Below are 23,280 nucleotides of genomic sequence, written 5' to 3'. Positions count from 1 at the left end.
TACCATAGATAAAACAAAGGCCGCAATTGCGGCCTTTTGTCATTGGGCAGGTTTAGAACTTGTAGTTCCACTGCACACCCAGTACCTGGGCTGTATTGCGGTAGTTGGCCTGCACACCTGACTTGTACAATGCCTGTTCCTGCACATTGTATTCATGTTCGTTAATGCTGACGCTGTTCATCCACATGTAACCGTAAGCGATATCCAGGCTTTGGTTGGCGCTGTAGGCCCAGTTGGCACCCCAGGTCCACCAGATCCGGTCTGTGGTTGGCACACGGGCGGTTTTGTGGCTGCTGGTGATTGGGTTTTCGTCATAACCCACACCGGTTTTCAGTGTCAGCTGCTCGTTATAGGCCACAGTAGTACCGACAGAGAAGGACCAGACGTCATTCCAGTGCTCTGGGATATAGCCGATATAACCTTCTGCATTCAGGTTTTGCGCCGCCTGCGTGCTCAGAGAAATGCTTGGGTTGGCATCGTCACTGACGATATCGATGCTCTTAAAGCTGCTCCAGCCCGTCCAGTTCACACTGGCCTGCACTGACACTTTATCGTTCAGACGCTGGTCCAGGCTCACTGTCAGGTTGGCTGGTGTGGTCAGGTCCAGTTTGCTCTTTTCAGTCAGTTGGCTGTTTGACGCCAGTTTACCTGTGCGCAGGTCAATGGCCGGCAGAGTTGGCGATACCACCATAAAGTTCGGGTTACCGACCACGTTGGCACCTGTGATAGGTGTATTGGTAATTTCAGAATCACCCTTCAGCGTGTATTTCACTTCTGAGTGGTACACCACGGCCAGCTTGGTGTCGCCGAAGTTGGCATGCACACCCAGGTTGTAGCCAGGAGCGATATCATCGCCGTTCACTTCATAGTGGCTGTCGCAGTAGGCGGCGTTGTACACGTCAGCACCGAACATGGCGTTGATGTTGGTCCCCAATTCACACAGGCCAGAGTGGTCTTTGTATTTGGATAAGGTGCCTTCGACATAATTCAGGTTCAGACCTAAGCCGACCGACCAGACGTCATCAATTTTGTAAGCGGCTGTGGGTTGCAGTGCAACCACTTTAATGGCGGTTTCATCGGCAAAGTAGCGGCCAACCCAGTCATTGTTGTAGTCCGACGACAGGCCAAATGGTGCGTACAGACCGATACCGTAACTGACGTTGTCGTTCAGGTGGTCGGCATAAAAGGCGAAAGGCACCAGTTCATTTAAGGTCAGCTTGCCATCAGAAGTGCCTTGCACCGGCATGCCCTGGGCGCTGGTTGCCGTCGCATCGCTGTAACGGGTTTTGGCGTGGATCAGGTTTAAACCGCCAGAGAAATTGGCACCTTGCAGCTGAGTCAGTGCGGCCGGGTTGGAGTACACCAATGAGGCGTCGGTGACTTGTGCACCGCGACCGGCGTAGGCATTACCAGCGGCGCTGACGGATTGTTCCAGTAATTTATACCCTTCAGCGGCGGCAGAGGCGCTGCATAGTGCAATAGCTACAGCTAAAGGCAGAGAAGCTTTTCGTAACATTTATTCATTACCCTGTGATAAAAATCGGCCGCATTATAGAAAAGAGGTTGCTTAGAGTACATGCTCTAAGACTGGTATTTTTCGCCACTGGTCTGATTACTTTTTTACTAATTTATGGTGAAAACCACTATTTGTAGAATTACCCTAGGATGAGGGTGTTGTTTAAGTTGTTGAATTTAAATGTTTTAATTTTAATTTTTGCACTGGCACAGCACATGCAAAACACTGGCAACTGAAGAATAAGGATGAACTCACCATGAATAACCGCACTGTTTTTACTCAAAGTTTGATTGCCGCTCTGGTTGCCAGCAGTTTAGTGCTCAGTGGCTGTGGCAATGCCGAAGGCAGCCCGGATACCGCGGCGAAAGCCGAAGTGCTGGTCAGCATTCCGGTGGAAGCTGCCACCTTAGGCCGTGGCGAAATCAGCAGCCTGTACCGCACCACTACGACGCTGGAAGCCCGGGAAGATGCGGAAGTGAACAGCAAGTCCACTGGCATAGTGCAGCAATTACTGGTGGAAGAGGGAGACCATGTCACTGCAGGCCAGGTGCTGGCCACGCTGGACACGGAGCGGCAGCGGCTGAATCTGGCCAAAGGCAAAGCGGAGCTGGGCCAGCTGAAAAGCGAATTATCCCGTCTTGAATCCATGTACCAGAAAAAACTGGTGAGCTTTGACGTCTACGACAAACTGAAATGGCAGGTCGAATCGCTGTCTGCTTCTGTGGCACTGTCAGAGCTGGCACTGAAAGAAACCCAGATCATTGCCCCTATCAGTGGGGTAGTGGCTCGCCGTTACGCCAAGGTTGGCCAACTGATCACTGAGTATTCATCCAAAGCTTTGTTTCATATTGTTTCAGAGCAAAAGCTGGAAGCTGTGATTAACCTGCCTGAACATCAGTTACCGCGCGCTAAAGTGGGCCAGACCGCCATGCTGCAATTTGCGGCTTTGCCAGCCCAGCAAGCCCATATTATTCGCATCTCTCCGGTGGTGGATGCCACCACAGGCACTGCACGGGTGACCCTGGCGGTCGACAACAGCGCCCGTGAGCTCAAAGCCGGGATGTTTGCTCAGGTTGAGGTGCAATACGATGCCAAAGCCAATGCATTGCTGGTGCCCAAACGTGCTGTGATGGCGATGGACAACCAAAGTTCGGTCTTTGTGGTGGGTGCCGATAACAAAGTGGTGCGTAAAACCATCAGCACCGGCTACGAATCTGACACCATGCTGGAAGTGATTGACGGTTTAACCGAAGGCGACCAGGTGGTCACCGCCGGTCAAGCCAGCCTGAAAGAGCAAAGTCTGGTCCAAGTGATCGCCCCCAAAGCCTGACCTGCAGCTGCAGGGCCTGCCCGCCCCGGGGGAGATCCCCGGGGATAATCAACAACAATAGGGATCTGTTATGAAACTGGTGAATCTTGCGGTCGCCCGGCCTGTCACTATGTGGATGTTTACCTTAGGCATTCTGTTATTCGGTATGGTCGCCATGAGCCGACTGGCCGTGAATCTGTTACCCGATTTATCCTACCCGACCTTAACCATTCGCACTGAATACCTGGGGGCTGCACCTGCTGAGGTGGAGCAGCTGGTCAGTAAACCGATTGAAGAAGCTGTCGGCATTGTCAAAGGCATTCGCAAAGTGCATTCGGTATCCCGCGCTGGCCGCTCGGACGTCATTATGGAGTTTGAATGGGGCAGTGATATGGACCTGGCTGGTCTTGAAGTGCGCGAAAAAATTGATGTGCTGCTGTTGCCGCTGGACGTGAAAAAGCCGCTGTTACTGCGCTTTAACCCGAACCTGGACCCGGTGATCCGGTTGGCGCTGAGCCGTGAGCAGGAGCAGCCATTAAGCCCGGCACAACTGGTCAGCCTGCGTACCTTTGCCGAAGAAGATTTACGCCGCCGGCTCGAGTCGTTAACCGGCGTAGCGGCCGTTCGGCCTGATGGCGGTTTGACCCAGGAAATTCAAATCCTGATCGACAACGAAAAACTCAGTCAGCTGAATCTGGATATCAGCACCATTAATGAACGGCTGAAAGCGCAAAACGTGAACCAAGCCGGTGGCCGCCTGGAAACCGGCAGCAATGACTACCTGGTGCGCACCATTAACCAGTTTACCAGCCTGCAGCAAATGCAAGATTTGTACGTCAGTAAAGTGGGCGACAGCCTGGTGCGGTTGTCAGACATCGCCGAAGTACGCGACACCTTTGCGGACCGCCAGAGTGTCACTTACATTAACGGCCAGCAGGCCATAGAAATAGCCATCTACAAAGAAGGTGACGCCAATACGGTGCAGGTGGCCAATACGGTACGCTCTCGCCTGGATGACTTACGCAAGCAGTTGCCGGCCGGCTATCAGCTGACGCTGGTGTACGACCAGTCCACTTTTATTAAAAACGCCATTGACGAAGTGAAATCTGCCGCCTGGCAAGGTGGTGTGCTGGCGATGGTGGTGCTTTATCTGTTCCTGCGTAATTTCTGGACCACCCTGGTGATCTCCATTTCCATTCCGGTGTCCGTGATTGCCACTTTTAACCTGATGCATGCGCAGGACATCAGCCTGAACATCATGAGCCTGGGCGGTATTGCGCTGGCGATAGGTATGCTGGTGGACAACGCCATTGTGGTGCTGGAGAACATTGCCCGCTACAAAGAGCAGGGCATGACCCCGCTGGAAGCGGCGAAAAAAGGCGCCAGTGAAGTCTCAATGGCTATTACCGCATCCACCTTAACCACAGTGGCAGTGTTTTTCCCACTGGTGTTTGTTGAAGGCGTGGCTGGTCAGTTATTTAAAGACCAGGCGCTGACCGTCACCTATGCCTTATTAGCTTCTTTATTGGTGGCACTGACGCTGATCCCGGCTATGGCCGCCAATGAGCGCAGCGGTGCTGCTGATGTGGCAGAAAGCGAGGCCGAGCCATTCCAGTGGAAACCTAAACATTGGGCGCTGTGGCCTTTAGTGCCATTCCGCCTGGTGTTTGTCGCGTTGCGTTATCTGCTGCTCGGCCTGATGACCGCCGTGATGGTGCTGGTGCGTGGTGTCAGCAAAGGCCTGGGTTTTATCCTGACCCCTTTGCTGGCCGTAGTGCAGCGGTTTTTAACGGCGCTGGAAACAGGCTACCGCGGCGTACTGCGCACTGCCTTGCAAATCAAAGGCACAGTGATCCTGGGCACTCTAGGCATTACCGCCCTGATTTATTGCCTGATCCCGCGCCTGGGTTTTGATGTGATCCCAGCTATGAGCCAGGGCGAGTTTTATGTCGAAATTCAGTTGCCGGTCGGCTCAGCCATTGAACGCACCGACGCCATGCTGACGCAGCTGGCGCAGGTGGCCAAAGCGCAACCTGAAATCGACCGCACATACGGCATGGTCGGTACCGGTCAGCAGATGACGGTGGATCCTTCGATTGGTGGCACCCATTGGGGCCGGCTCAATGTGGTCCTGAAAGAAGGCACTTCTGTGGCCGACGAAGAACGGCTGATTGCACTGTTCCGCCAGCAGGTGGCGGCATTGCCTGATTTAACCGCCAAAATCGACCGGCCTTCGTTATTCAGTTTCAGCACGCCACTGGAGATTGAAGTGTCAGGCCATGACTTAGCCAGCCTGAAACAAACGGCTGATCAGCTGGTGCTGATGCTGGAGCAGCAAGACCGCTTCACGGACATCAAAACCTCATTGCGCCCGGGACAACCGGAAATCAGCCTGCACTTTGACCATGGCAAGCTGGCGCAATACGGCATGAATGCGGCTGATGTGGCCAAACGGGTGGCGAACTATGTTGGCGGCGAAGTGGCCGGACAGTTCAGCATTCAGGACCGCAAAGTAGACATCCGGGTCCGTCTGGCCGAACAATACCGCAATTCAGAAGCTCAGCTGGCGCAAATTATTATTAACCCTGGCAGTGAAAAACCGCTGCCGTTATCAGCGGTTGCCGAGATTAAACGTGAAACAGGCCCAAGCGAAATTACCCGTATTGGCCAGCAGAGGGTGGCGGTGGTCAGTGCCAACCTGGCGTATGGCGACCTGGAGCAAGCCACTCAAACGGCCCGTCAGGTGATGGCAGCGCTGAGCCTGCCCTATGGCGTCGGTGTGACTCTGGTCGGCCAGAGTGAAGAAATGGAACGTTCCTTTAACTCGCTGGTGATGGCGCTGTTACTGGCGGTGTTTCTGGTGTACCTGGTGATGGCGTCTCAGTTTGAAAACCTGCTGCAGCCACTGCTGATCCTGTTCACTGTGCCACTGGCTGGGGCTGGTGCTGTGCTGGGTCTGTACCTGACCGGTACCCGCGTCTCGGTGATTGTGTTTATCGGCGTCATTATGCTGGCTGGTATTGTGGTGAATAACGCTATCGTATTGATTGACCGGATTAACCAGTTGCGTGACGAAGGTATGGCTTTGCTGCCCGCGGTGGTAGAAGCAGGTGCCACCCGTTTGCGTCCTGTTCTGATGACCACCTTAACCACAGTGCTTGGCCTGTTGCCTATGGTGCTTGGCAGCAGTGACGGTGCCGAAATGCGCTCGCCAATGGCCATTACCGTCATTTGGGGCCTGTCGCTGGCGTCTTTGCTGACTCTGGTATTTATTCCGGTGTTGTACGCCTTAACTGCGAAAAAACGGGAGCAGGATTATGCAGCATAAACCTCTGGCGCTAACCCGGTTCGCGCTGCAGCGGCCGGTGACCTTGTGCATGTTGTTTTTATCCATGCTGGTATTTGGCATGCTGGCCAGCCGGATGCTGCCGCTGGAGAAATTCCCCGGCATTGATATTCCGGAAATCTATGTGCATGTGCCATACCCGAATGCGACACCGGCAGAAACCGAACGGCTGATCACCCGACCAGTTGAAGAAGCGCTGGCCACAGTGACTGGCATCAAAAAAATGCGTTCGTTCTCGAAAGAAGACGGCGCCGATGTGTCGCTGGAATTTAACTGGGAAGAGAACATCAACACCAAAAGTATCGAAGTGCGGGAGCGGCTGGACAATATGCGCCACTTGCTGCCACGTGACGTTGAGCGGGTGATGGTGTTCCAGTTTAATACCAGTGACATGCCAATATTCCAGCTGCGTATTTCCAGCGAACGTGACCTGGCGATGGCCTACGACTTACTGGAGCGGGTGATTAAACGGCCACTGGAGCGGGTGTCTGGCGTGTCCAAAGTGGAGCTGTATGGTGTGGATAAACGCCAGGTCAGTATCCGGCTGGACCCGCAGCGGCTGCGCGCCTTGCAGGTGGACCCGGTGACGCTGCTGCAGCAAATGCAGCAGAGCAATTTTGCGATGACTGCCGGCGAAATCCGTAACCCAAATGAAAGCATTACGGTGAAACCTGTTGGGGAATTTACCAGCCTGGATGCGTTAAAGGCCTACCCGATTCGCCAGGGCCTGACCTTGGGCGAAGTGGCGGATATTCAGCTGGAACTGCCAAAACGCACCGAAGGCCGCCATTTGCACCAGACCTATGCCGTCGGTATGAATGTGTTTAAAGAATCGGGCGCCAATCTGGTGGAGGTGTCGCGTGCCGCTATTGCGGTGGTGGACGCCGCCGGCAAAGACCCGGCCTTTAACGGCATTAATTTATTTCTGATGGACGACACCGCCAAAGGGGTGACTGATTCGCTGTCCAACCTGCTTAGCTCTGGTGGCATGGGGGCGGCATTGTCCTTTGTCGTGCTGTATCTGTTCTTGCGTCATATCCCAACTACCTTGGTGGTGGTGCTGTCAGTGCCGGTGTCTATTGCCATTACCTTGGGCGCTATGTATTTCCTCGGCTATAGCCTGAATATTCTGTCGATGATGGGCCTGATGCTGGCGGTCGGTATGCTGGTGGACAACTCGGTGGTTGTCACCGAGAGCATTTTCCGTGAGCGGGCGGCCGATGCGGATATCAAAGCCGCGACCGAACGTGGCGTCTACCGCGTTAGCCTGGCGGTACTGGCGGGTACCGCCACCACAGCCATTGTGTTTTTGCCCAATATTATTGGTCAGAAAGTGGATGTGACTGTGTTTCTGGAGCATGTGGCGATTGCCATTACCATTGCGCTTGGCGTGTCCTTAGTGATGGCGCTGACGCTTATTCCGCTGCTGACCACCAAAATCAAACAAATCCACAGCCAGCAAAATGCTGAGCCCAGTGCGCTGGACAAGTTTTATGGCCGCTGCCTGCGTTGGACTTTAGCCAAGCCCAAAACCGCCACAGCTATTGCCTTTGCGCTGCTGGCCAGTGTCGCCATTCCGCTGGGCCAGGTGTCAGGCGGCGACGACGATGGCGGCGATTCCAACCGGGCATTTCTGAATTACAACATTCAGGGCAATTACAGCCTGGAGGAAGTGGAAGCTGAAGTGACCCGGATGGAGCAGTATCTGTATCAGCACAAAGCCGAGTTCGAAATTGAGTCGGTGTACAGCTACTACACCGCCAATCACGCCATTTCGATCATTATGTTTAACGACCCGCTGGTAAAACCTGTCGGTGACATTAAAAAGACCATTCGTGAGGGCTGGCCCAAGCTGGTAAGGGCTGAACCCAGCTTTGGCTGGAGCGAAAGCGGCGGCGGTATGCAGTTGCATCTGGCCGGTCCGTCCACCGAGATGCTGACCAAGTTGGCGGCTGATATTGTGCCAGTGCTGCGTGATGTGAAAGGCCTGGAAGATGTGCGTTCAGAAATAGCCGATGGCCGCTATGAACTGCAGATCAAACTGGATCAGGACGCGCTGCAGCGCTACAACCTCAGTGCGCAGGATCTGGCCAATACCGTCAGTCTGGCGCTGCGCGGTGTCAACCTGCGCACCTATCGCAGTGCAGAACAGGGCGAATTGCAACTGCGGGTGCTGTACGACGAAAAGGTCAGTCATTCCCAGGCGGAGCTGGAAGCTATTCCTGTGGCGGTACAGGACGGTGTGACCATTCGGTTAAGCCAGGTTGCCCAGCTGAGCCTGCAGCCATTGCTGGCTGAGATCCGCCGCTTTAACCGTCAGACCACGCTGGCGATTGGCATGAACATGAGTAAAGACCTGAGCATGGACAAAGCCCGCGAGGAAATTAAGCAACGCATGGATCAGTTGCAGTTACCGCCGGGTTACAGCTGGTCGTTTGAAGGCAGCTTCCAGTATCAGGACGAAGCGCAGGGCATTATGGTGGTCAACATGCTGCTCGCCGTCGCGATGATTTATCTGGTGATGGCCGCGTTGTTTGAATCCTTGTTACTGCCTACTGCGGTGATTGGTTCGCTGCTGTTTTCCATGGTTGGTGTGTTCTGGGCCTTCCTGTTCACCGGCACCAGTATGGGCATTATGGGCATGATTGGCATGCTGGTGCTGATGGGCATTGTGGTAAACAACGGCATAGTGCTGGTCGACCGCATTAACCAACTGCGGGGCGAGCGGCCAGAGGCGGACCTGGTGCCGCTGATTATCGAAGCCTGCGAAGCGCGGTTACGGCCAATTCTGATGACGGTATCCACCACAGTGCTGGGCTTACTGCCTCTGGCGATGGGCGACGCCACCATTGGAGGTGACGGCCCAAGTTATGCGCCTATGGCCATTGCCATTATTGGTGGCCTGGTGTTTTCCACCTTAACCAGCTTATTGCTGGTGCCGTTGACCTACTGGGGCTTAGTGCGTTTTAACGTCCGCTGGTCACAAATGCGGCACCGGGCGGCGGGCTTTGCTTCTAAGCTGATATCCGCTTAAAACGCGCATCGTGATTTGCATTTGGTTTGGGGCAGCTTGGCTGCCCCTTTTTTATCGGGGTAGGGAAGGGTATGAAAAAAATAGTTTTGTTGTGCTGTGTTCTCTGTTCATGGGGACTCTGGGCTCAGACGGCGCAAGAGCAAGTGTTTGCTGCCGAACGCGCTTTTGCCAAAAGTATGGCGGACCGGAATATAGACGCCTTTGCGCAGTACCTGGCCGACGACACGGTGTTTTTCGGGCAACAGATGCTGCGTGGTAAAACCGAAGTGGTCGCAGGTTGGGCCGACTTTTTTAAGGGGGAACAAGCCCCGTTTTCCTGGCAGCCTGCACAGGTCGAAGTGTCGGCCGACGGGCTGTTGGCCCATAGTTCTGGCCCGGTAAAAAGCCCGGACGGTAAAGTGGTCGCTACGTTTAACTCAGTCTGGCGTCAAACGGCGCCGGGTGTCTGGAAAGTGCAGTTTGACAAAGGCTGCGAACGCTGCGGCTGCAACGCAGCAACCCAGGCCAACTGAGGCTGGAAATTGTTACAGGATATTGGTTTGCTTGATTTTTAACCGGTTGAATGATTTAGTAAAACCGCTTCACTGATCACAACAAGGACTTTTTATGTTAAGCCGCTATTGGATAGTAGGGCTGGCTGCTGCACTGGCAGCCTGCAATCCCAAACCGACAGACCCCGCCAAAGACAGCTCTGACACTGCTGCTGTTGCTGAACAACTGGCCAAGCAGGCAGCCACAGCGCAAAGCCCGGTCAGCTTTAATGTTCCGCTGCACTACAGCACACTGGAAAACGGCCTGAAAGTGGTGATTTCACCGGACCACACGGCACCGACGGCTGTGGTGGGGGTGTACTACAACATCGGGTTTCGCAACGAACCAAAAAACCGTACCGGCTTTGCCCATTTGTTTGAGCACATGATGTTTCAGGGCTCGACTAACCTTGGCAAAATGGAATTTATCAACCTGGTCACCAATAACGGCGGTGTGCTGAACGGCTCCACCCGCTTTGACTACACCAACTACTTTGAGATTGTGCCGGCACATAAACTGGAAACCATGCTGTGGGCCGAAGCCGACCGCATGAAAGGCCTGGCGATCACTCAGGACAACCTGACCAACCAGCAGGGCGTGGTGAAAAACGAAGTGAAAGTAAACGTGCTGAACCAGCCCTACGGTGGTTTCCCCTGGCTGGACATGCCGCAGTACGCCTTTGATAACTGGTACAACGCGCATAACTTTTATGGCGATTTGGCGCATCTGGATGCCGCCACACTGGAAGACGTGGCTGACTTTTTTAAAACCTACTACGCGCCGAACAATGCGGTGGTCGTGGTGGTGGGCGACGTGGACACCGACAGCACGCTGGCGATGGTGAAAAAATACTTTGCTGCTATTCCAAAAGCCGAATTGCCAGAACCGCCAGTACTGACGGAGCTACGCCAGGAGCAGGAAAAACGCTTTGTGAAGTACGACAAACTGGCCCCTAAACCTGCCTTTGCGTTTGCCTACAAAATGCCAGAGCGCAACACGCCAGAGTTTTATGCGATGGGCATTATTGACCAGCTGTTAGTGCAGGGCACCGACAGCCTGCTGCATCAGGAACTGGTAAAAAACCGTGAAGTAACCAGCTCTGTGGGGGGCGGCATTAACTATCTGCTGGGCAATATGTTTAATTACAACGGCCCTATGTTGTGGATGAGCTCCTTCACCCATGACGAGCAGCATAGCACTGAGCAACTGGTGGCGGCGGTAGATACCGTAATTGGCAAACTGCAGGAGCAACCTGTGGCGCAGGCCGATATTGACCGCGCCCTGGTGAAACTGCGCTCAGCACTTTACGACAATATGGATGAACTCTATGGCTTCGGTAAGCTGGATTTACTGGCCAGTTTTGCACTGTTCGACAATAACCCGGCCCGTATTAACGAGCTGGAAGCCCAGTTTAAAGCGGTGACGCCAGAGCTGATTAAAGCCACGGTGAACGAATACCTGCGCCCGGGCAACAGAACTGTGTTGACGCTGTTACCTGGCGAAGCACCGCAACAGGCAACACCACCAGCTGCATCAGGCAACGAAGGAGCGAAGCAATGAACACGATAAAAACTTTTTTGCTGGCGCTGTGGCCCGCCGCTTTATTGGCACTGACGCCGGCGTACGCAAAAGAAACGCCGCCAGCAGGCAGTGAACCCAAGGCATTTAAGTTAACGGCACCGCGCAGCATCAGCCTGCCCAATGGCCTGAACGTCACCTTTGTGCAGTATGGCAATACGCCAAAAGTGACGCTGCGGCTGCTGACCGAAACCGGCAATGTGGACGATGCTGGCAAAGACGCGGTGTCGGACCTGAGCTACCAGCTATTGCTGGAAGGCAGCAAAAACCGCGACGCCAAAGCCATTGCACAAGCCGCCGCTACTATGGGCGGTCAGGTTAATACAGTGGTGGACGTGAACAGCAGCTTCCTGGAGCTGGACGTACTGTCTGACTTTGTTGGCGATGCGGCCGCACTGCTGGCAGATATTGCTATTCACCCCAACTTTACCGAAGCCGATAAAAACCGGCTGGTTGCTAACTATGTACGTGACTTAAAAGTGGAAAAGTCCCAGGCACAAAGCCAGGCCGCCGCCGCTTTTTACCAGCATATTTTTGGCAATCACCCCTACGGTAAAATTTATGCCGACGAAAAAGTGGTGGAAAGCCTGACGCTGGACGACTTTAACCAGTTTGTAAAAACGCACCTGGTGGCCAGCCGCAGCCATTTATTTGTCTCAGGCCAGTTTGACGAAGCCAAAGCAGAAGCGGCTATTCGCGAGGCTTTTGCCAGCATGTTGCCAGGCTCTGGCCGGGTGCTGACGGCGGCGGATTCAAGCGCAAAACCAGGTTTGGTGTTTATTGCCCGCGACAAAGCGGTGCAGTCGACTATTCGCATTGGTTTGCCAGTAGTGGACCCGTCCAACCCGGATTATGTGGGCCTGGATTTAATGAACACCTTATTGGGCGGCGCGTTTTCCAGCCGCATTACCCGTAATATCCGCGAAGACAAAGGCTACACCTATTCGCCACGCAGTTCGATCAACAGCAGAATCAAGGCGGCGGTCTGGTTTGAGCAGGCGGACGTGACAGCTGAAGCCACGGCGGCTTCGTTGGTGGAGATTATTAAAGAGATCAAACTGCTGCAAAGCACAGCACCGACAGAGCAAGAGCTGAATGGCTTTAAAAACTACAAAGGCGGTATTTTTGTGCTGCAAAACTCGTCACGCAGCGCCATTATCAACCAGTTATGGCACCTGAAAACCCACGGTTTGCCGCTGACGTACCTGGAAGAATACGTGCAGAAAACCAATGCGGTCACGCCACAGCAGTTAACTGACCTGGCGAAAAAGTACCTGCCAATTGAGAGCATGACGCTGGTAGTGGTGGGCGACGAGTCGGTAAAAGCACAACTGGCCGCTGTGCCTGAGCTAAAAGCGCTGTTTAAGCTGTAACGCCGGGTTTTTGCCCCGTTAAAAGCCAGTTGTTTAACTGGCTTTTTTATGGGTTGTTGTTTAGTGCATTGCCGACCATTGGCACCTCTTATCATCTACAACAGGCACCAAAACCACTGTGTGCATGCCCAGTAATAGACCATGAGTTTATTTTCGGACAACTAGTGAACACCGAGTACGGATTTTGCCGCAAACATTTTTTCCATATCAGAAAAATGTCGTTGATTTAGAGACACTTCAGCGTTAATTTGGCATGAGTAAAATTCAGGAAAGAAGGCGTAAAAATGTCTGACTTGCGGGCGCGCACCCTTCTATTAAATTGTTTTAAAAAGGACTGTTTGAAGCTTTTTTAAGAATATTGAAACTCCGCTAAAGCCCTTGTATTCATTAGTCATTCAGCTATTTCGTGTTTTAAATAACCCATCAGAACTTGACGTGGGCCGCCTACACTGTGTCTACACCAAAAATTACCAAGCAATTTGTAGACAAATTGCCGTCACCGGAAACGGGGCAAGTCTTTTACCGAGATCCAGTTCTAAAGGGCTTTGCTGTGCGGGTGACCGCCGGAAGTAGTAAATCCTTTATCTTGGAGAAACGCATTGACGGAAAAGTGAAGCGCATCACGCTTGGTCGCTATCCCGAAATTACGGTAGAGCAAGCACGTAAAAAGGCGCAGGAGTTTCTTGGTGAAATTGCTACAGGTACTAACCCTATTACGAAGCGCCAACGGCATAAAGTCCAGAGTATGACGTTGTGGGATGTCTGGCAGGACTACAAAGCTGTTAAATGTGATTTAAAACCCCGAACCTATACGCAATACGAATACTACTTTAACGGCGAGCTGAGTGACTGGAAAACAAAGCCTTTTGCCAGTATCAATAGGGATATGGTGGTGAAGCGCCATAATCAACTGAAAGAGCGATTAAGCCCATCCTTTGCAAACAATGTGATGCGAGTTCTCAGCGCTTTGCATCGGTTCGCACAGGTGCAGTATGAAGATGATTCAGGGAATAGTTTGTTTCCAGCTAACCCTGTAGTGCGTATCACACAGCTTAAAGGCTGGGCGAAAGAACCACGTCGACAAACCATTCTAAAACAGCACCAATTGCCAATCTGGTACGCGGCCATAAAACATCTGAAATTTAACACTGGAGCGGCCAATGACCATGTAGCCGCAGACTATTTTTTGTTTTTGCTTCTCTCTGGACTAAGGCGAAATGAGGCGGCAACGCTGACCTGGAACAATGTAGATTTTCAGGAAAAGACGTTTTATATCCCTGATACCAAAAACAATACAGCATTGACGCTACCCATGTCTGATTTGATTGAAGCTATTTTAAAATATCGGTTGCGCTTCAAAACTCAGGACTACGTGTTTAGCTCCCGTAAAGCGGGTTACTTTGCCAACCCCAAGGGGGCGATAGAGCGATTAAGAGCCGATTCCGGTATTGAGGTTACGATGCATGATTTACGGCGAACCTTTATCACAGCTGCAGAATCGCTGGATATTTCTATGTTTGCCATTAAGCAGTTGGTGAATCATAAATCCGGCTCAGATGTTACAGGTGGCTATGTCATTAAAAATTTTGAACGCTTGCGAGAGCCCATGCAGCGTATTACCGACTATTTCAAAACTCAATGCCAGATAGGAGCGAATGACTTTGAGTAAACACTGGTTTGAACCGAGCCCAGAAGATGAAATCGACTATTTCCCAAAATCAAAGCCGGAGCCTATTCCGTTTGATAAGGAACGTTGGACACCGCTCAACTTTCAGCCAGCAGAAACAATCACGTTTGCTGTGATAGTAGCCAGAAAGATGCTGTCAAAACGGACTAACGAGCACTGTATGGTTATCGCAAATGCCGTAGCAAATATGGATTTTATTGTAAAAGCTATATTGGGTGAAAAAACTATTTCATCACCGCTAGAGCCGAATTACATACAAGCATGGCAATTCTCTGGAAGGACGTTATTTCAATGTTTGGCTGTATTTGATATATCCCAAACCGGAGTAAAAAAACTGGAATGGTTTGAGGTATTTGCTGTAAAAGTGCTGATGCTTTGCGCTCACTATAGTCGATTAACTATCAGTGATTCAGAAGGTGCAGCTTTGACTCAGGCCAAGCCAACAGAATCGCTGTATCAAGCTGTAGTGGATTGCCTGGCGCGCGCTGAGGTGCTGGAAAAACATGGACGTACGCAAACTTCCGCTAAGCAACTAGGGAGTAAAGGCGGTAAAGCACGCACTTTAAAAATACAGCCATTAGAAAATATTGTGATGAAGCTTTATCTGGAAGAGTGTAAGCAGATGCCAATTTTAAAGGCCGCGAACTGCATAGCTGCAATCCTCGCTAAGACACAACCGGAGTTACTAGAGCTGACTAAAAACAAGGAAAAGGCGATTGCCATTCAAAACATTATCAGGAAATACAAAGACGGTAAGACGAAATATGTTATTTGAATGTCACGCCTGAACCTATTGTAAACATCCCATTTTTAGTGGCAGCCTAAATTAGAGTTTTCCGCCTCTGCTTTTGCCAGATATTCCCAAGGGGTTAAATCGCCTAAGGAATCATGTGGCCGTTCTTCGTTGTATTCCCGCATCCAGTGTTCTGTGCGTTCCCGAACTTCCGTCAGGGTTTTAAACGCATACATATCCAGAATTTCAGTGCGGTATGTTTTATTGAACCGTTCCACGTAAGAATTTTGTGTGGGTTTGCCCGGTTTAATAAATTCCAGTTCTATTTCATGTTGCTCTGCCCAATCTGCAAGCGTGCTTGAGATAAATTCAGGCCCATTGTCCATCCGTAGTTTTGCTGGCAATCCACGCCAGGCAACAATCCGCTCTAACACCCGGAGCACCCGCTGCGCCGGTAAACTCAGGTCGACATCTATGGCCAGCACCTCACGATTAAAATCGTCGACGACATTAAAGGTTCGAAAGCGTCTACCACACATCAGTGCATCACTCATAAAATCCATCGACCAGCACTGGTTCAGTGTCGCCGGAACAGCTAATGGCGCTGGATTTCGGTTAGGTAAGCGCTTTTTACCTTTGCGCCGTTTATTGAGTTTCAGCTCACAGTACACCCGGTGAATACGCTTGTGGTTCCAGAGATGGCCCTGGCGACGCATTACCTTGAGCAGCTTGCTAAAGCCATAGGCCGGATAGCGTTCTGAAACGGCCTGAAGCGTCGCTATCAGCGCATCATCTCGGTGTACGTCTGGCCGATACCGATACACCGAATCACTTAAACCCACCACCCGGCACGCCCGGCGCAGACTGACCGCATGAGTCTGTATCGCATAATCGGCCAGCTCACGTCGCACCGCCGGCTTTACAGCTTTTTTTCTACAATATCCTTCAGGATTTTGTGGTCCAGACTGAGCTCGGCATACATTTGCTTTAAGCGGCGGTTTTCTTCTTCAAGGTCTTTGAGGCGCTTCACATCTGACGCCTCCATGCCGCCGTATTTGGCCTTCCAGTTGTAGTAAGTCGCATCTGAAATGCCATATTCCCGGCACACTTCTTTGACCAACCGGCCGGCTTCCACTTCCTTCAACACTTTGATGATTTGTGTTTCTGTAAACCGTGACTTTTTCATGCTGTTCTCCTCAGACGTAGTGTACGCCGGAGAACTCTAATCAGGAATGCACCGATTCTAGGGGATGTTTACAAAAGCTAACAAGAAGCTTAACTCGGACGCCGAAAAGAGCGTCGGTTAGTTTGGCGTTATGAGTAAAGGAGCTTCAAGTTGCTACCCACCTTTGATCTAGGGGATAAATTTATTCCTGAATCTCTTGCTGGTTTTACTTTTAAGGAAGCTCCCCATGGAAAGATTGCGGGAGCGACTGTATATACAGTCGAAGTAATGGCAGGTGATATATTGCTTATAACGTTTGGCGAAGTTCTTCATGAAATTATTTATCAGACGCCAAGTTGGTTTCCTTGGACCCGTAAACGGGCTCACTAACAAGCCAGGTCGCCAGTAAACTACTTACTGGCTGCAGCTACTGCATGGTTTAGCGCATAACACCCCACAAGCTCTACACCTTTGGCAGGTCGTCTAACGAATAATAAATGCGAAGCCCATGCGCTGTGGCAACCAGAATATCCATATCCGCCCCCGCGGACTGGCCAGGGATCCGCAAGATAGCGTCGCATCGGCCAATCAGCCGGTGTGCCAGCGGGTAAAGCAGCGACTCGCTGATGTCATCACCCAGGGCTTTAGACCCCGCAGTGTGGGCGAGCGGCAGCGACAGCCACTCGCTAATCACCGGCAAATGGCCTTTCTGGTAAACAGCCAACGCGGCCGCTTCCAGCCGTTGCAAGTTGGCGTCTATAAGTGACTGCTCGCCGTTGGTGCCGCTGCGATAAGGGCCAGCCACTAACACAAGTAATGGCGCCTGCGTCATTGCATCAGCCCCTTTAGCGCCAGGTACTGCAGCAACATAATGGTTTTGCCGTCCACAATTACGCCGTCTGTTATCGCCTTTAACGCGTCGGCAAAGCCCAGTTCCAGCACCTCAATGTCTTCACCTTCGGCTTTTAAACCACCGCCATCATGAACCTGCTGCGAAGCGTCGTATTGGGCAATAAAAAAGTGCAGCTTTTCGGTAACTGAGCCCGGGCTCATATAGGCTTCGAATACCTTTTCAACCTGGGTTAGCCGGTAGCCGGTTTCTTCTTCTGCTTCGGCTTTAATGCGCTGCTCGGGTGACATTTCGTCCAGCAAGCCGGCGGCGGCTTCAATGAGTGGTTGTTCGTGGCCATTGATATACACCGGAAAACGGAACTGCCGGGTCAGGATTACGGTTTTTTGCGCTCTGTTGTACAGCAAAATAGTGGCACCGTTGCCGCGGTCGTACACTTCGCGGCTTTGCTGTTGCCATTCGCCGTCGCGGCGTTTTAGTTCAAAGCTGTATTTCTTCAGCAGGTACCAGTTATCCGACAAGGTTTCCGCACTGATGTTGCGTATTTCTGCACGTTTCATTGGCAAACTCCATTTTTGTTGGTATTTTCGATCTTAATCATAATTATCGTGCAAAAACAAGATTAAATGTGCATGACCAAGGAGTTCTTATGCTGACCCCTCAACGCCAACAACAGATCCTGCAGCAACTGGCCGAGCAAGGTCAGGTGTTGTCCAAGCAGCTGAGTGTGTTATTTGAGGTGTCGGAGGACACCATCCGGCGTGACCTGCGCGACATGGCCAAAGCCGGTTTGCTGCAACGGGTGTATGGCGGCGCGTTGCCCGCGTCGGCGGCTACGGCCACCTTTAGTCAGCGCCAGCAGGTGGCTGTGGCTTCAAAGCGCGCCATTGCCAAAAAGGCTGCCGGTCTTATCAGCGCCGGTCAGGTGGTAATTATTGACGGCGGCACCACCACCACTGAGTTGTTAAACCACATACCAAAGGATTTGCCTTTTACCGTGGTGACGCACAGCCCGACTATTGCGGTGGGGCTGGCGGATTTTCCGTTGGTGGACGTGGTTCTGATTGGCGGCAAGCTCTTTAAGCATTCAGTGGTGGCGGTGGGAGCTGGGGCTATGGAAAGTATTGCCCGCATTCAGGCCGATTTATTTTTTATGGGCGTGACAGGCGTGCACCCGGCGGCGGGCTTAACCACAGGTGATTACGAAGAAGCATGCATTAAACGTGCTTTGGCAGGGCGGGCCGCTGAAACCGTGGTGCTGGCGTCGGCCGAAAAAGTAAATGCCGCGTCGGCTTATGCAATTGGCGACATCACCATTGCCAATACCTTGGTGGTAGAAGCCGGTACAGACTCAGCCTGGCTGCAAGCGGTACAACAGAAAGGCGTTGTGGTGCTAAGCGACTAAGCCTGTAAGCCGAAACTAAATACAAAAGGGCACAGTGGTAACCCGCCTGACTGATGCAGTCAGGTGGGTTGCCACAACAACGGGGTTAACTGGCGGTTGCTGCTGTCTCTTGGGTTTTCAGTCTGGCGGCCAGATAAAGCAAGCCTAAGCAAATACTGCCAAGCACTAAAAAGCCACTGGTCACCGGGATTAAGCTGCCATTGTATTGCTGGCCAATATAAGTACCTATGGTGAGCGACAACAAAGACGAGGTGGCGCCTATCACCGCAGAGGCTATGCCAGCCACATGGCCCATTGGTTCCATCGCCATGGCGTTGACGTTGCCAAACACCAGGCCGAAGCAGAAAAATAAACCAGAGGCGTACAGCAAAAACATCCACAGCTCAATTTGCACCGCAGCATGCAGTGCTAAAAAGGCCGCTGACAACACCAGAATGGCCAGCACGGCGCGGCGGCACAGCAGCTCCATGCCAAAACGCTGGACAAATTTGGCGTTCACCAGGGAGGCGCCACCAAATACCAGCGCCAAAAAGCCAAAGTACAAGGTGAAGGCTTCACCTGTGCCAAATTGCTGCTGAAAAATTTGCTGGGACGAATTCAGGTAGCCAATAAAGCTGCCAAAAAACAACCCCATACAGAGGGTGTAGCAGACGGTTGGGCCATTGCTTATCACTTCAGCAAAGCCTGCTTTAAAGCCGCTGACTGTCATTGGTATACGGTTGGCTTTGGGCAGGGTTTCGTCCAGCCGCCAGTGGATCCAGCCGCCAATCAGCAGGGCATAGCCCAAATACATCAGGAAAATGGCGCGCCAGTCGGCAATGTACAAAATGCCCTGGCCTAAACTGGGCGCAATGGCTGGCACCAGAATAAAAATCAGCATCACCAGCGACATCACTCTGGCCATTTCATTACCGGCGTATTTGTCGCGCACTATCGAAATGGCTGACACATAAGGGCCAGACACGCCAAGGCCCTGAATAATGCGGCCAAGCAATAAGCCTTCAATACTTTGCGCGAAGTAGCAAAGCACGGTGCCCGCTAAATACAACGCAATGCCGCCATAGAGCACCGGCTTGCGGCCTGTGGCGTCTGACAGCGGGCCACAAATCAGCTGGCCGGCGGCCATGCCTAAAAACAGGCTGCTGATCAGCAGCTGCGCCTGATTTGGGTGGCTCATTGGCACCTCTGCACGGATAAAATCCAGCGCTGGCAATAAGGCATCAATAGAAATAGCCACCACCGACATCAGCAGGGCGACCAGCACGGTAAATTCAAGGCTGGAAATTTTTGATGCAGGGGCGTGGGTGGAGTAATCGGACATAAAAGACGGATCCTAGTAACAGCGAAGGCGGCAGTATAGCGGTTTTTTATGACGCCAAGCGTAGGCATTGTTAATGATTTGTAGGGGCCTGAGCCCAGGTGAGGTGAGCCATAAAATGGCGAGCAGGAAAATGGCGAGCAGAACAATGGCGCAGCATGCTACGCCAGTACTGAGTTGTGTTGGATCAATGGGCGTCAGCCAGCTGTTGTTGCAGGTAATCCAGCAACAGCCGCACTTTTAAAGGTAAGTGGCGGGTCAGTGGGTACAGTGCCCAAATGCCGTCGTCGGTTGGCTGGTAGTCCGGCAATAATGACAACAGCTGGCCAGAATCGAGGAAAGGTTTCAGGTAATAGTCGGGCAGCTGCGTAATGCCAAGGCCTTTTATGCAGGCGTCGGTCAGCGCCACGCCACTGTTGCACTTTAAATAAGGCTGCGGCCGGATTTGCAGCTTTTGACCTTGCTGCTCAAAACGCCAGACTTCCAGCGAACCGACCAGACACTGATGGTGCTGCAGCTCGTTCAGGTTTTGCGGGGTGCCGTGCTGTTGCAAATAGGTTGGGCTTGCCGCCAGAAATAAGCGCCTGCTGCCGAGTTTTCTGGCCTGCAGGCTGGAGTCGGTTAACTGGCCGAGCCGGATGGCTGCGTCGAAACCACCTTTGACTAAATCCAGCTGGTCATTGGTTAACACCAAATCCAGCTGCAGCTTGGGGTGGCGCAATAAAAACTCGTGCAATAAGGGCGCAATCAAAGTTTCGCCATAATAAACCGGCGCGGTCAGTCGGACTGGGCCGCTGGGTTCGTGCTGCAGGCTTTGCAGCAACTGGTTGGCCTGCTGCAAGCCAAACACCAGAGGCCGGCATTGCTGGTAATACAGCTGGCCATTGTCGGTTAGCCGAACCTGACGGGTGGTGCGTTGGACCAGCTTGATGTTGAGCCGCTGCTCCAGTTGGTCTATGGTGCGGCTGACCTGGGCAACGGAAATGCCTAAGCTGCGGGCAGCCGCAGAGAAACTACCTTGTTCTGCGACGGCTACAAATTCGCTGACACCCTGCCACTCTTTCATTCCAGCCACTCTTTCATTCAAGCCACTCTTTCATTTATGCAAAACTCATTTGTATTTTTGCCGGATTATCATTGAATTGGAAAAAATTACAATAGCGCTATAGTTGAAGTCGCTTTTACAAAAGGAACAGACAATGCAAATGATCAAAACCCGCGCAGCTGTGGCCTGGGGCCCAGGTCAGCCATTAAAAATTGAAGAGGTGGATTTAATGCCACCACAAAAAGGTGAAGTGCTGGTGCGTATTGTTGCGACCGGTGTTTGCCATACCGACGCCTACACTTTGTCCGGTCAGGATTCTGAAGGCAAATTCCCCTGCATTTTAGGCCATGAAGGCGGCGGTATTGTTGAAGCCGTGGGCGAGGGCGTGACCAGCGTGGCGGTTGGTGACCACGTGATCCCGCTGTACACGCCGGAATGCGGCAAATGTAAGTTCTGTTTATCGGGCAAAACCAACCTGTGTCAGGCCATTCGCGCCACCCAGGGCCAGGGCCTGATGCCTGACGGCACCACCCGTTTCTCCAAAGACGGTCAGCCGATTTACCACTACATGGGTACCTCGACCTTCTCTGAGTACACAGTACTGCCAGAAATTTCGCTGGCGAAAATCAACAAAGCGGCGCCGCTGGAAAAAGTGTGTTTATTGGGCTGCGGCGTCACCACTGGCATGGGCGCCGTGATGAACACGGCCAAAGTGAAAGAAGGCGACACAGTCGCGGTGTTTGGTTTAGGCGGCATCGGCCTGTCGGCTATTATTGGTGCGGTGATGGCCAAAGCCAGCCGGATTATTGCCATTGATATCAACGAGTCGAAGTTTGATATTGCCCGTCAGCTGGGTGCGACCGACGTGATCAACCCGAAAAACTACGACAAGCCAATTCAGGACGTGATTGTCGAAATGACCGACGGTGGCGTGGATTTCTCCTTTGAATGTATTGGTAACGTCAATGTGATGCGCTCTGCCTTAGAGTGTTGCCATAAAGGCTGGGGTGAGTCGGTGATTATTGGCGTAGCGCCAGCTGGTGCTGAAATTTCAACCCGTCCGTTCCAGCTGGTGACGGGCCGCGTATGGCGTGGTACGGCTTTTGGTGGCGTCAAAGGCCGCACCGAGCTGCCAGATTACGTGGAACGCTATTTAAAAGGTGAGTTTGAACTGGACACCTTTATTACGCACACCATGCCGCTGGAGCAAATTAACGAAGCCTTTGATTTAATGCATGAAGGCAAGTCAATTCGTACCGTTATTCATTTCTGATGGTCGACGAACAAGGCTCCAGCCTGACTGGAGCCTGACTAACAGGTAACACAGCTGGCATCAGGCCGGCTGTCTGCATTTCAGGGAGAACGTGATGCCGTTAATTCAACTGGCCGAGCACAAGTTATTCGGTGGACTTCAGCGCCGCTATGAACATCATTCCAATAGCCTGAACTGTGTGATGCAGTTTTCGGTGTATTTGCCACCGCAAGCAGCCAAGGGCAAGGTTCCTGTGCTGTACTGGCTGTCGGGTTTAACCTGTACAGACGAAAACTTCTCTGTCAAAGCCGGTGCCCAGCGTATTGCCGCTGAGCTTGGCCTGATGCTGGTGATCCCGGACACCAGCCCTCGCGGTGACCTGGTGGCGGATGACCCGGCCTACGACTTAGGTAAAGGGGCTGGTTTTTATGTCAATGCCACTGAAACCCCTTGGGCAGCCCATTACCGGATGTACGACTACATCAGTCAGGAATTACCGGCACTGGTGAATGCGCATTTGCCGGCCAATGGCCGCAAGGCGATCTCCGGTCACTCGATGGGCGGCCATGGCGCTTTGGTGATTGCTCTGCGTGAAGGCGGGTACAGCTCAGTGTCGGCCTTTTCGCCAATTTGCCAGCCGACCGAATGCGACTGGGGCCGTAAGGCCTTTAGCGCGTACCTGGGCAACGACAAAGCACAGTGGTTGCAGTACGACGCGGCTTACCTGCTGGCCAAAACCCAGACGACCTTGCCTATTCTGGTGGACCAGGGCGAAGCGGACCAGTTCTATCCGGCACAGCTGCGCACACAGGCGTTGCAAGACGCAAACCAGCATAGCCAAAGCGGCGCGCAAATCCGCATGCAACCGGGTTATGACCACAGTTATTACTTTATCAGCAGCTTTATTGAAGAGCATTTACGCTTTCACGCCCGCCACCTTGCTGGTTGAATCGGGCTAAAAAAGCCTTGTGTTTGCCCCAACAGCGCGGCTAGAATGCCCGCGCTCTTGGGGGAGTAATCTGCTTTGCGGTTCAAACCAGCCACAAAGCGGCACTGTCAACAGACTTATGCCTCACGCATATGGCAGTGACGTCACAGCGAATGCAGTTGCTGCTGATTGATGAGACCTAAGACAGCA

General features: G+C 52.4%; 18 protein-coding genes. 12 read left to right on the top strand and 6 right to left on the bottom strand.

Annotated elements, in window-relative coordinates:
* Nucleotides 1-52: 52 nt before the first annotated feature.
* Entirely contained in the window at nucleotides 53-1,516 is a 1,464-nt protein-coding gene (locus ACFO3I_RS06730; RefSeq protein ID WP_377332779.1) for an OmpP1/FadL family transporter, read from the bottom strand.
* A 256-nt stretch (nucleotides 1,517-1,772) separates the two neighbouring features.
* Here ACFO3I_RS06730 and ACFO3I_RS06725 point away from each other — a divergent pair, with 256 nt between their 5' ends.
* The 8 genes from ACFO3I_RS06725 to ACFO3I_RS06690 all read left to right on the top strand — a co-directional run bounded on the left by ACFO3I_RS06725 (nucleotide 1,773) and on the right by ACFO3I_RS06690 (nucleotide 15,149).
* Entirely contained in the window at nucleotides 1,773-2,846 is a 1,074-nt protein-coding gene (locus ACFO3I_RS06725) for an efflux RND transporter periplasmic adaptor subunit (protein ID WP_377332777.1), read from the top strand.
* Between the two features lie 70 nt (nucleotides 2,847-2,916).
* Nucleotides 2,917-6,153 (top strand): efflux RND transporter permease subunit, encoded by a 3,237-nt coding sequence (locus tag ACFO3I_RS06720; protein ID WP_377332775.1) that lies wholly within the window; start codon nucleotides 2,917-2,919, stop codon nucleotides 6,151-6,153.
* The gene (locus tag ACFO3I_RS06715) at nucleotides 6,143-9,205 is read left to right on the top strand and encodes an efflux RND transporter permease subunit (RefSeq protein WP_377332773.1); all 3,063 of its coding nucleotides are present in this window, start codon (nucleotides 6,143-6,145) and stop codon (nucleotides 9,203-9,205) included. The genes ACFO3I_RS06720 and ACFO3I_RS06715 overlap by 11 nt, the downstream gene beginning before the upstream one ends.
* 71 nt (nucleotides 9,206-9,276) lie before the next feature.
* Nucleotides 9,277-9,717 (top strand): YybH family protein, encoded by a 441-nt coding sequence (locus ACFO3I_RS06710; RefSeq protein WP_377332771.1) that lies wholly within the window; start codon nucleotides 9,277-9,279, stop codon nucleotides 9,715-9,717.
* Nucleotides 9,718-9,811: 94 nt separating this feature from the next.
* Entirely contained in the window at nucleotides 9,812-11,296 is a 1,485-nt protein-coding gene (locus tag ACFO3I_RS06705; protein WP_377332770.1) for a M16 family metallopeptidase, read from the top strand.
* Nucleotides 11,293-12,687, top strand: coding sequence for a M16 family metallopeptidase (locus ACFO3I_RS06700; RefSeq protein WP_377332768.1), 1,395 nt, complete (start codon nucleotides 11,293-11,295; stop codon nucleotides 12,685-12,687). The genes ACFO3I_RS06705 and ACFO3I_RS06700 overlap by 4 nt, the downstream gene beginning before the upstream one ends.
* Nucleotides 12,688-13,138: 451 nt before the next feature.
* On the top strand, nucleotides 13,139-14,356 hold the full coding sequence (locus ACFO3I_RS06695) for a tyrosine-type recombinase/integrase (RefSeq protein ID WP_377332766.1): 1,218 nt from the start codon (nucleotides 13,139-13,141) through the stop codon (nucleotides 14,354-14,356).
* The gene (locus ACFO3I_RS06690) at nucleotides 14,349-15,149 is read left to right on the top strand and encodes a hypothetical protein (protein ID WP_377332764.1); all 801 of its coding nucleotides are present in this window, start codon (nucleotides 14,349-14,351) and stop codon (nucleotides 15,147-15,149) included. The genes ACFO3I_RS06695 and ACFO3I_RS06690 overlap by 8 nt, the downstream gene beginning before the upstream one ends.
* A gap of 35 nt (nucleotides 15,150-15,184) precedes the next feature.
* On the opposite strand, the gene ACFO3I_RS06685 is transcribed toward ACFO3I_RS06690, so the two are convergent.
* Nucleotides 15,185-16,293 (bottom strand): IS3 family transposase gene (locus ACFO3I_RS06685; protein ID WP_377332763.1). Its coding sequence is split into 2 segments (ribosomal slippage): nucleotides 15,185-16,041 and nucleotides 16,041-16,293, totalling 1,110 coding nucleotides; the frame shifts between segments, so codons are not numbered across the junction.
* A 150-nt stretch (nucleotides 16,294-16,443) separates the two neighbouring features.
* Between ACFO3I_RS06685 and ACFO3I_RS06680 the strand changes: the two genes are divergently transcribed.
* Nucleotides 16,444-16,662 (top strand): hypothetical protein, encoded by a 219-nt coding sequence (locus ACFO3I_RS06680; protein ID WP_377332762.1) that lies wholly within the window; start codon nucleotides 16,444-16,446, stop codon nucleotides 16,660-16,662.
* 73 nt (nucleotides 16,663-16,735) lie between these two features.
* On the opposite strand, the gene ACFO3I_RS06675 is transcribed toward ACFO3I_RS06680, so the two are convergent.
* On the bottom strand, nucleotides 16,736-17,104 hold the full coding sequence (locus tag ACFO3I_RS06675; RefSeq protein WP_377332760.1) for a hypothetical protein: 369 nt from the start codon (nucleotides 17,102-17,104) through the stop codon (nucleotides 16,736-16,738).
* On the bottom strand, nucleotides 17,101-17,682 hold the full coding sequence (locus tag ACFO3I_RS06670) for an NUDIX hydrolase (protein ID WP_377332759.1): 582 nt from the start codon (nucleotides 17,680-17,682) through the stop codon (nucleotides 17,101-17,103). The genes ACFO3I_RS06675 and ACFO3I_RS06670 overlap by 4 nt, the downstream gene beginning before the upstream one ends.
* 89 nt (nucleotides 17,683-17,771) lie before the next feature.
* Here ACFO3I_RS06670 and ACFO3I_RS06665 point away from each other — a divergent pair, with 89 nt between their 5' ends.
* Nucleotides 17,772-18,527: a DeoR/GlpR family DNA-binding transcription regulator gene (locus ACFO3I_RS06665; protein ID WP_377332757.1), complete on the top strand. Its 756-nt coding sequence runs from the start codon at nucleotides 17,772-17,774 to the stop codon at nucleotides 18,525-18,527.
* An 85-nt stretch (nucleotides 18,528-18,612) separates the two neighbouring features.
* Here the strand turns inward: ACFO3I_RS06665 and ACFO3I_RS06660 are convergent, their stop codons facing one another.
* Both ACFO3I_RS06660 and ACFO3I_RS06655 read right to left on the bottom strand, forming a co-directional pair.
* Nucleotides 18,613-19,848: a multidrug effflux MFS transporter gene (locus ACFO3I_RS06660; protein ID WP_377332755.1), complete on the bottom strand. Its 1,236-nt coding sequence runs from the start codon at nucleotides 19,846-19,848 to the stop codon at nucleotides 18,613-18,615.
* 184 nt (nucleotides 19,849-20,032) lie between these two features.
* Nucleotides 20,033-20,911, bottom strand: coding sequence for a LysR family transcriptional regulator (locus ACFO3I_RS06655; RefSeq protein ID WP_377332754.1), 879 nt, complete (start codon nucleotides 20,909-20,911; stop codon nucleotides 20,033-20,035).
* Nucleotides 20,912-21,053: 142 nt separating this feature from the next.
* Here ACFO3I_RS06655 and ACFO3I_RS06650 point away from each other — a divergent pair, with 142 nt between their 5' ends.
* Together ACFO3I_RS06650 and fghA are read left to right on the top strand one after the other, a co-directional pair.
* Entirely contained in the window at nucleotides 21,054-22,163 is a 1,110-nt protein-coding gene (locus ACFO3I_RS06650) for an S-(hydroxymethyl)glutathione dehydrogenase/class III alcohol dehydrogenase (protein ID WP_465269136.1), read from the top strand.
* A 94-nt stretch (nucleotides 22,164-22,257) separates the two neighbouring features.
* The gene (gene fghA, locus ACFO3I_RS06645; RefSeq protein WP_377332752.1) at nucleotides 22,258-23,091 is read left to right on the top strand and encodes an S-formylglutathione hydrolase; all 834 of its coding nucleotides are present in this window, start codon (nucleotides 22,258-22,260) and stop codon (nucleotides 23,089-23,091) included.
* Nucleotides 23,092-23,280 lie beyond the last annotated feature (189 nt).

Source organism: Rheinheimera marina (genome assembly GCF_042654345.1).
Taxonomy (GTDB): Bacteria; Pseudomonadota; Gammaproteobacteria; order Enterobacterales; family Alteromonadaceae; genus Pararheinheimera; species Pararheinheimera marina.
Note: the sequence above shows the minus strand (reverse complement) of the source record. Positions and strands in the feature narration are given on the sequence as shown.

Excerpts from the sequence above, each read along its gene's own strand:
- ACFO3I_RS06705 (WP_377332770.1), top strand. The coding sequence starts at position 9,812 with ATGTTAAGCCGCTATTGGATAGTAGGGCTGGCTGCTGCACTGGCAGCC.
- ACFO3I_RS06655 (WP_377332754.1), bottom strand. The coding sequence starts at position 20,911 with ATGAAAGAGTGGCAGGGTGTCAGCGAATTTGTAGCCGTCGCAGAACAA.
- ACFO3I_RS06665 (WP_377332757.1), top strand. The coding sequence starts at position 17,772 with ATGCTGACCCCTCAACGCCAACAACAGATCCTGCAGCAACTGGCCGAG.
- ACFO3I_RS06675 (WP_377332760.1), bottom strand. The coding sequence starts at position 17,104 with ATGACGCAGGCGCCATTACTTGTGTTAGTGGCTGGCCCTTATCGCAGC.
- ACFO3I_RS06720 (WP_377332775.1), top strand. The coding sequence starts at position 2,917 with ATGAAACTGGTGAATCTTGCGGTCGCCCGGCCTGTCACTATGTGGATG.
- ACFO3I_RS06670 (WP_377332759.1), bottom strand. The coding sequence starts at position 17,682 with ATGAAACGTGCAGAAATACGCAACATCAGTGCGGAAACCTTGTCGGAT.
- ACFO3I_RS06715 (WP_377332773.1), top strand. The coding sequence starts at position 6,143 with ATGCAGCATAAACCTCTGGCGCTAACCCGGTTCGCGCTGCAGCGGCCG.
- ACFO3I_RS06660 (WP_377332755.1), bottom strand. The coding sequence starts at position 19,848 with ATGTCCGATTACTCCACCCACGCCCCTGCATCAAAAATTTCCAGCCTT.
- ACFO3I_RS06730 (WP_377332779.1), bottom strand. The coding sequence starts at position 1,516 with ATGTTACGAAAAGCTTCTCTGCCTTTAGCTGTAGCTATTGCACTATGC.
- ACFO3I_RS06700 (WP_377332768.1), top strand. The coding sequence starts at position 11,293 with ATGAACACGATAAAAACTTTTTTGCTGGCGCTGTGGCCCGCCGCTTTA.
- fghA (WP_377332752.1), top strand. The coding sequence starts at position 22,258 with ATGCCGTTAATTCAACTGGCCGAGCACAAGTTATTCGGTGGACTTCAG.
- ACFO3I_RS06725 (WP_377332777.1), top strand. The coding sequence starts at position 1,773 with ATGAATAACCGCACTGTTTTTACTCAAAGTTTGATTGCCGCTCTGGTT.
- ACFO3I_RS06710 (WP_377332771.1), top strand. The coding sequence starts at position 9,277 with ATGAAAAAAATAGTTTTGTTGTGCTGTGTTCTCTGTTCATGGGGACTC.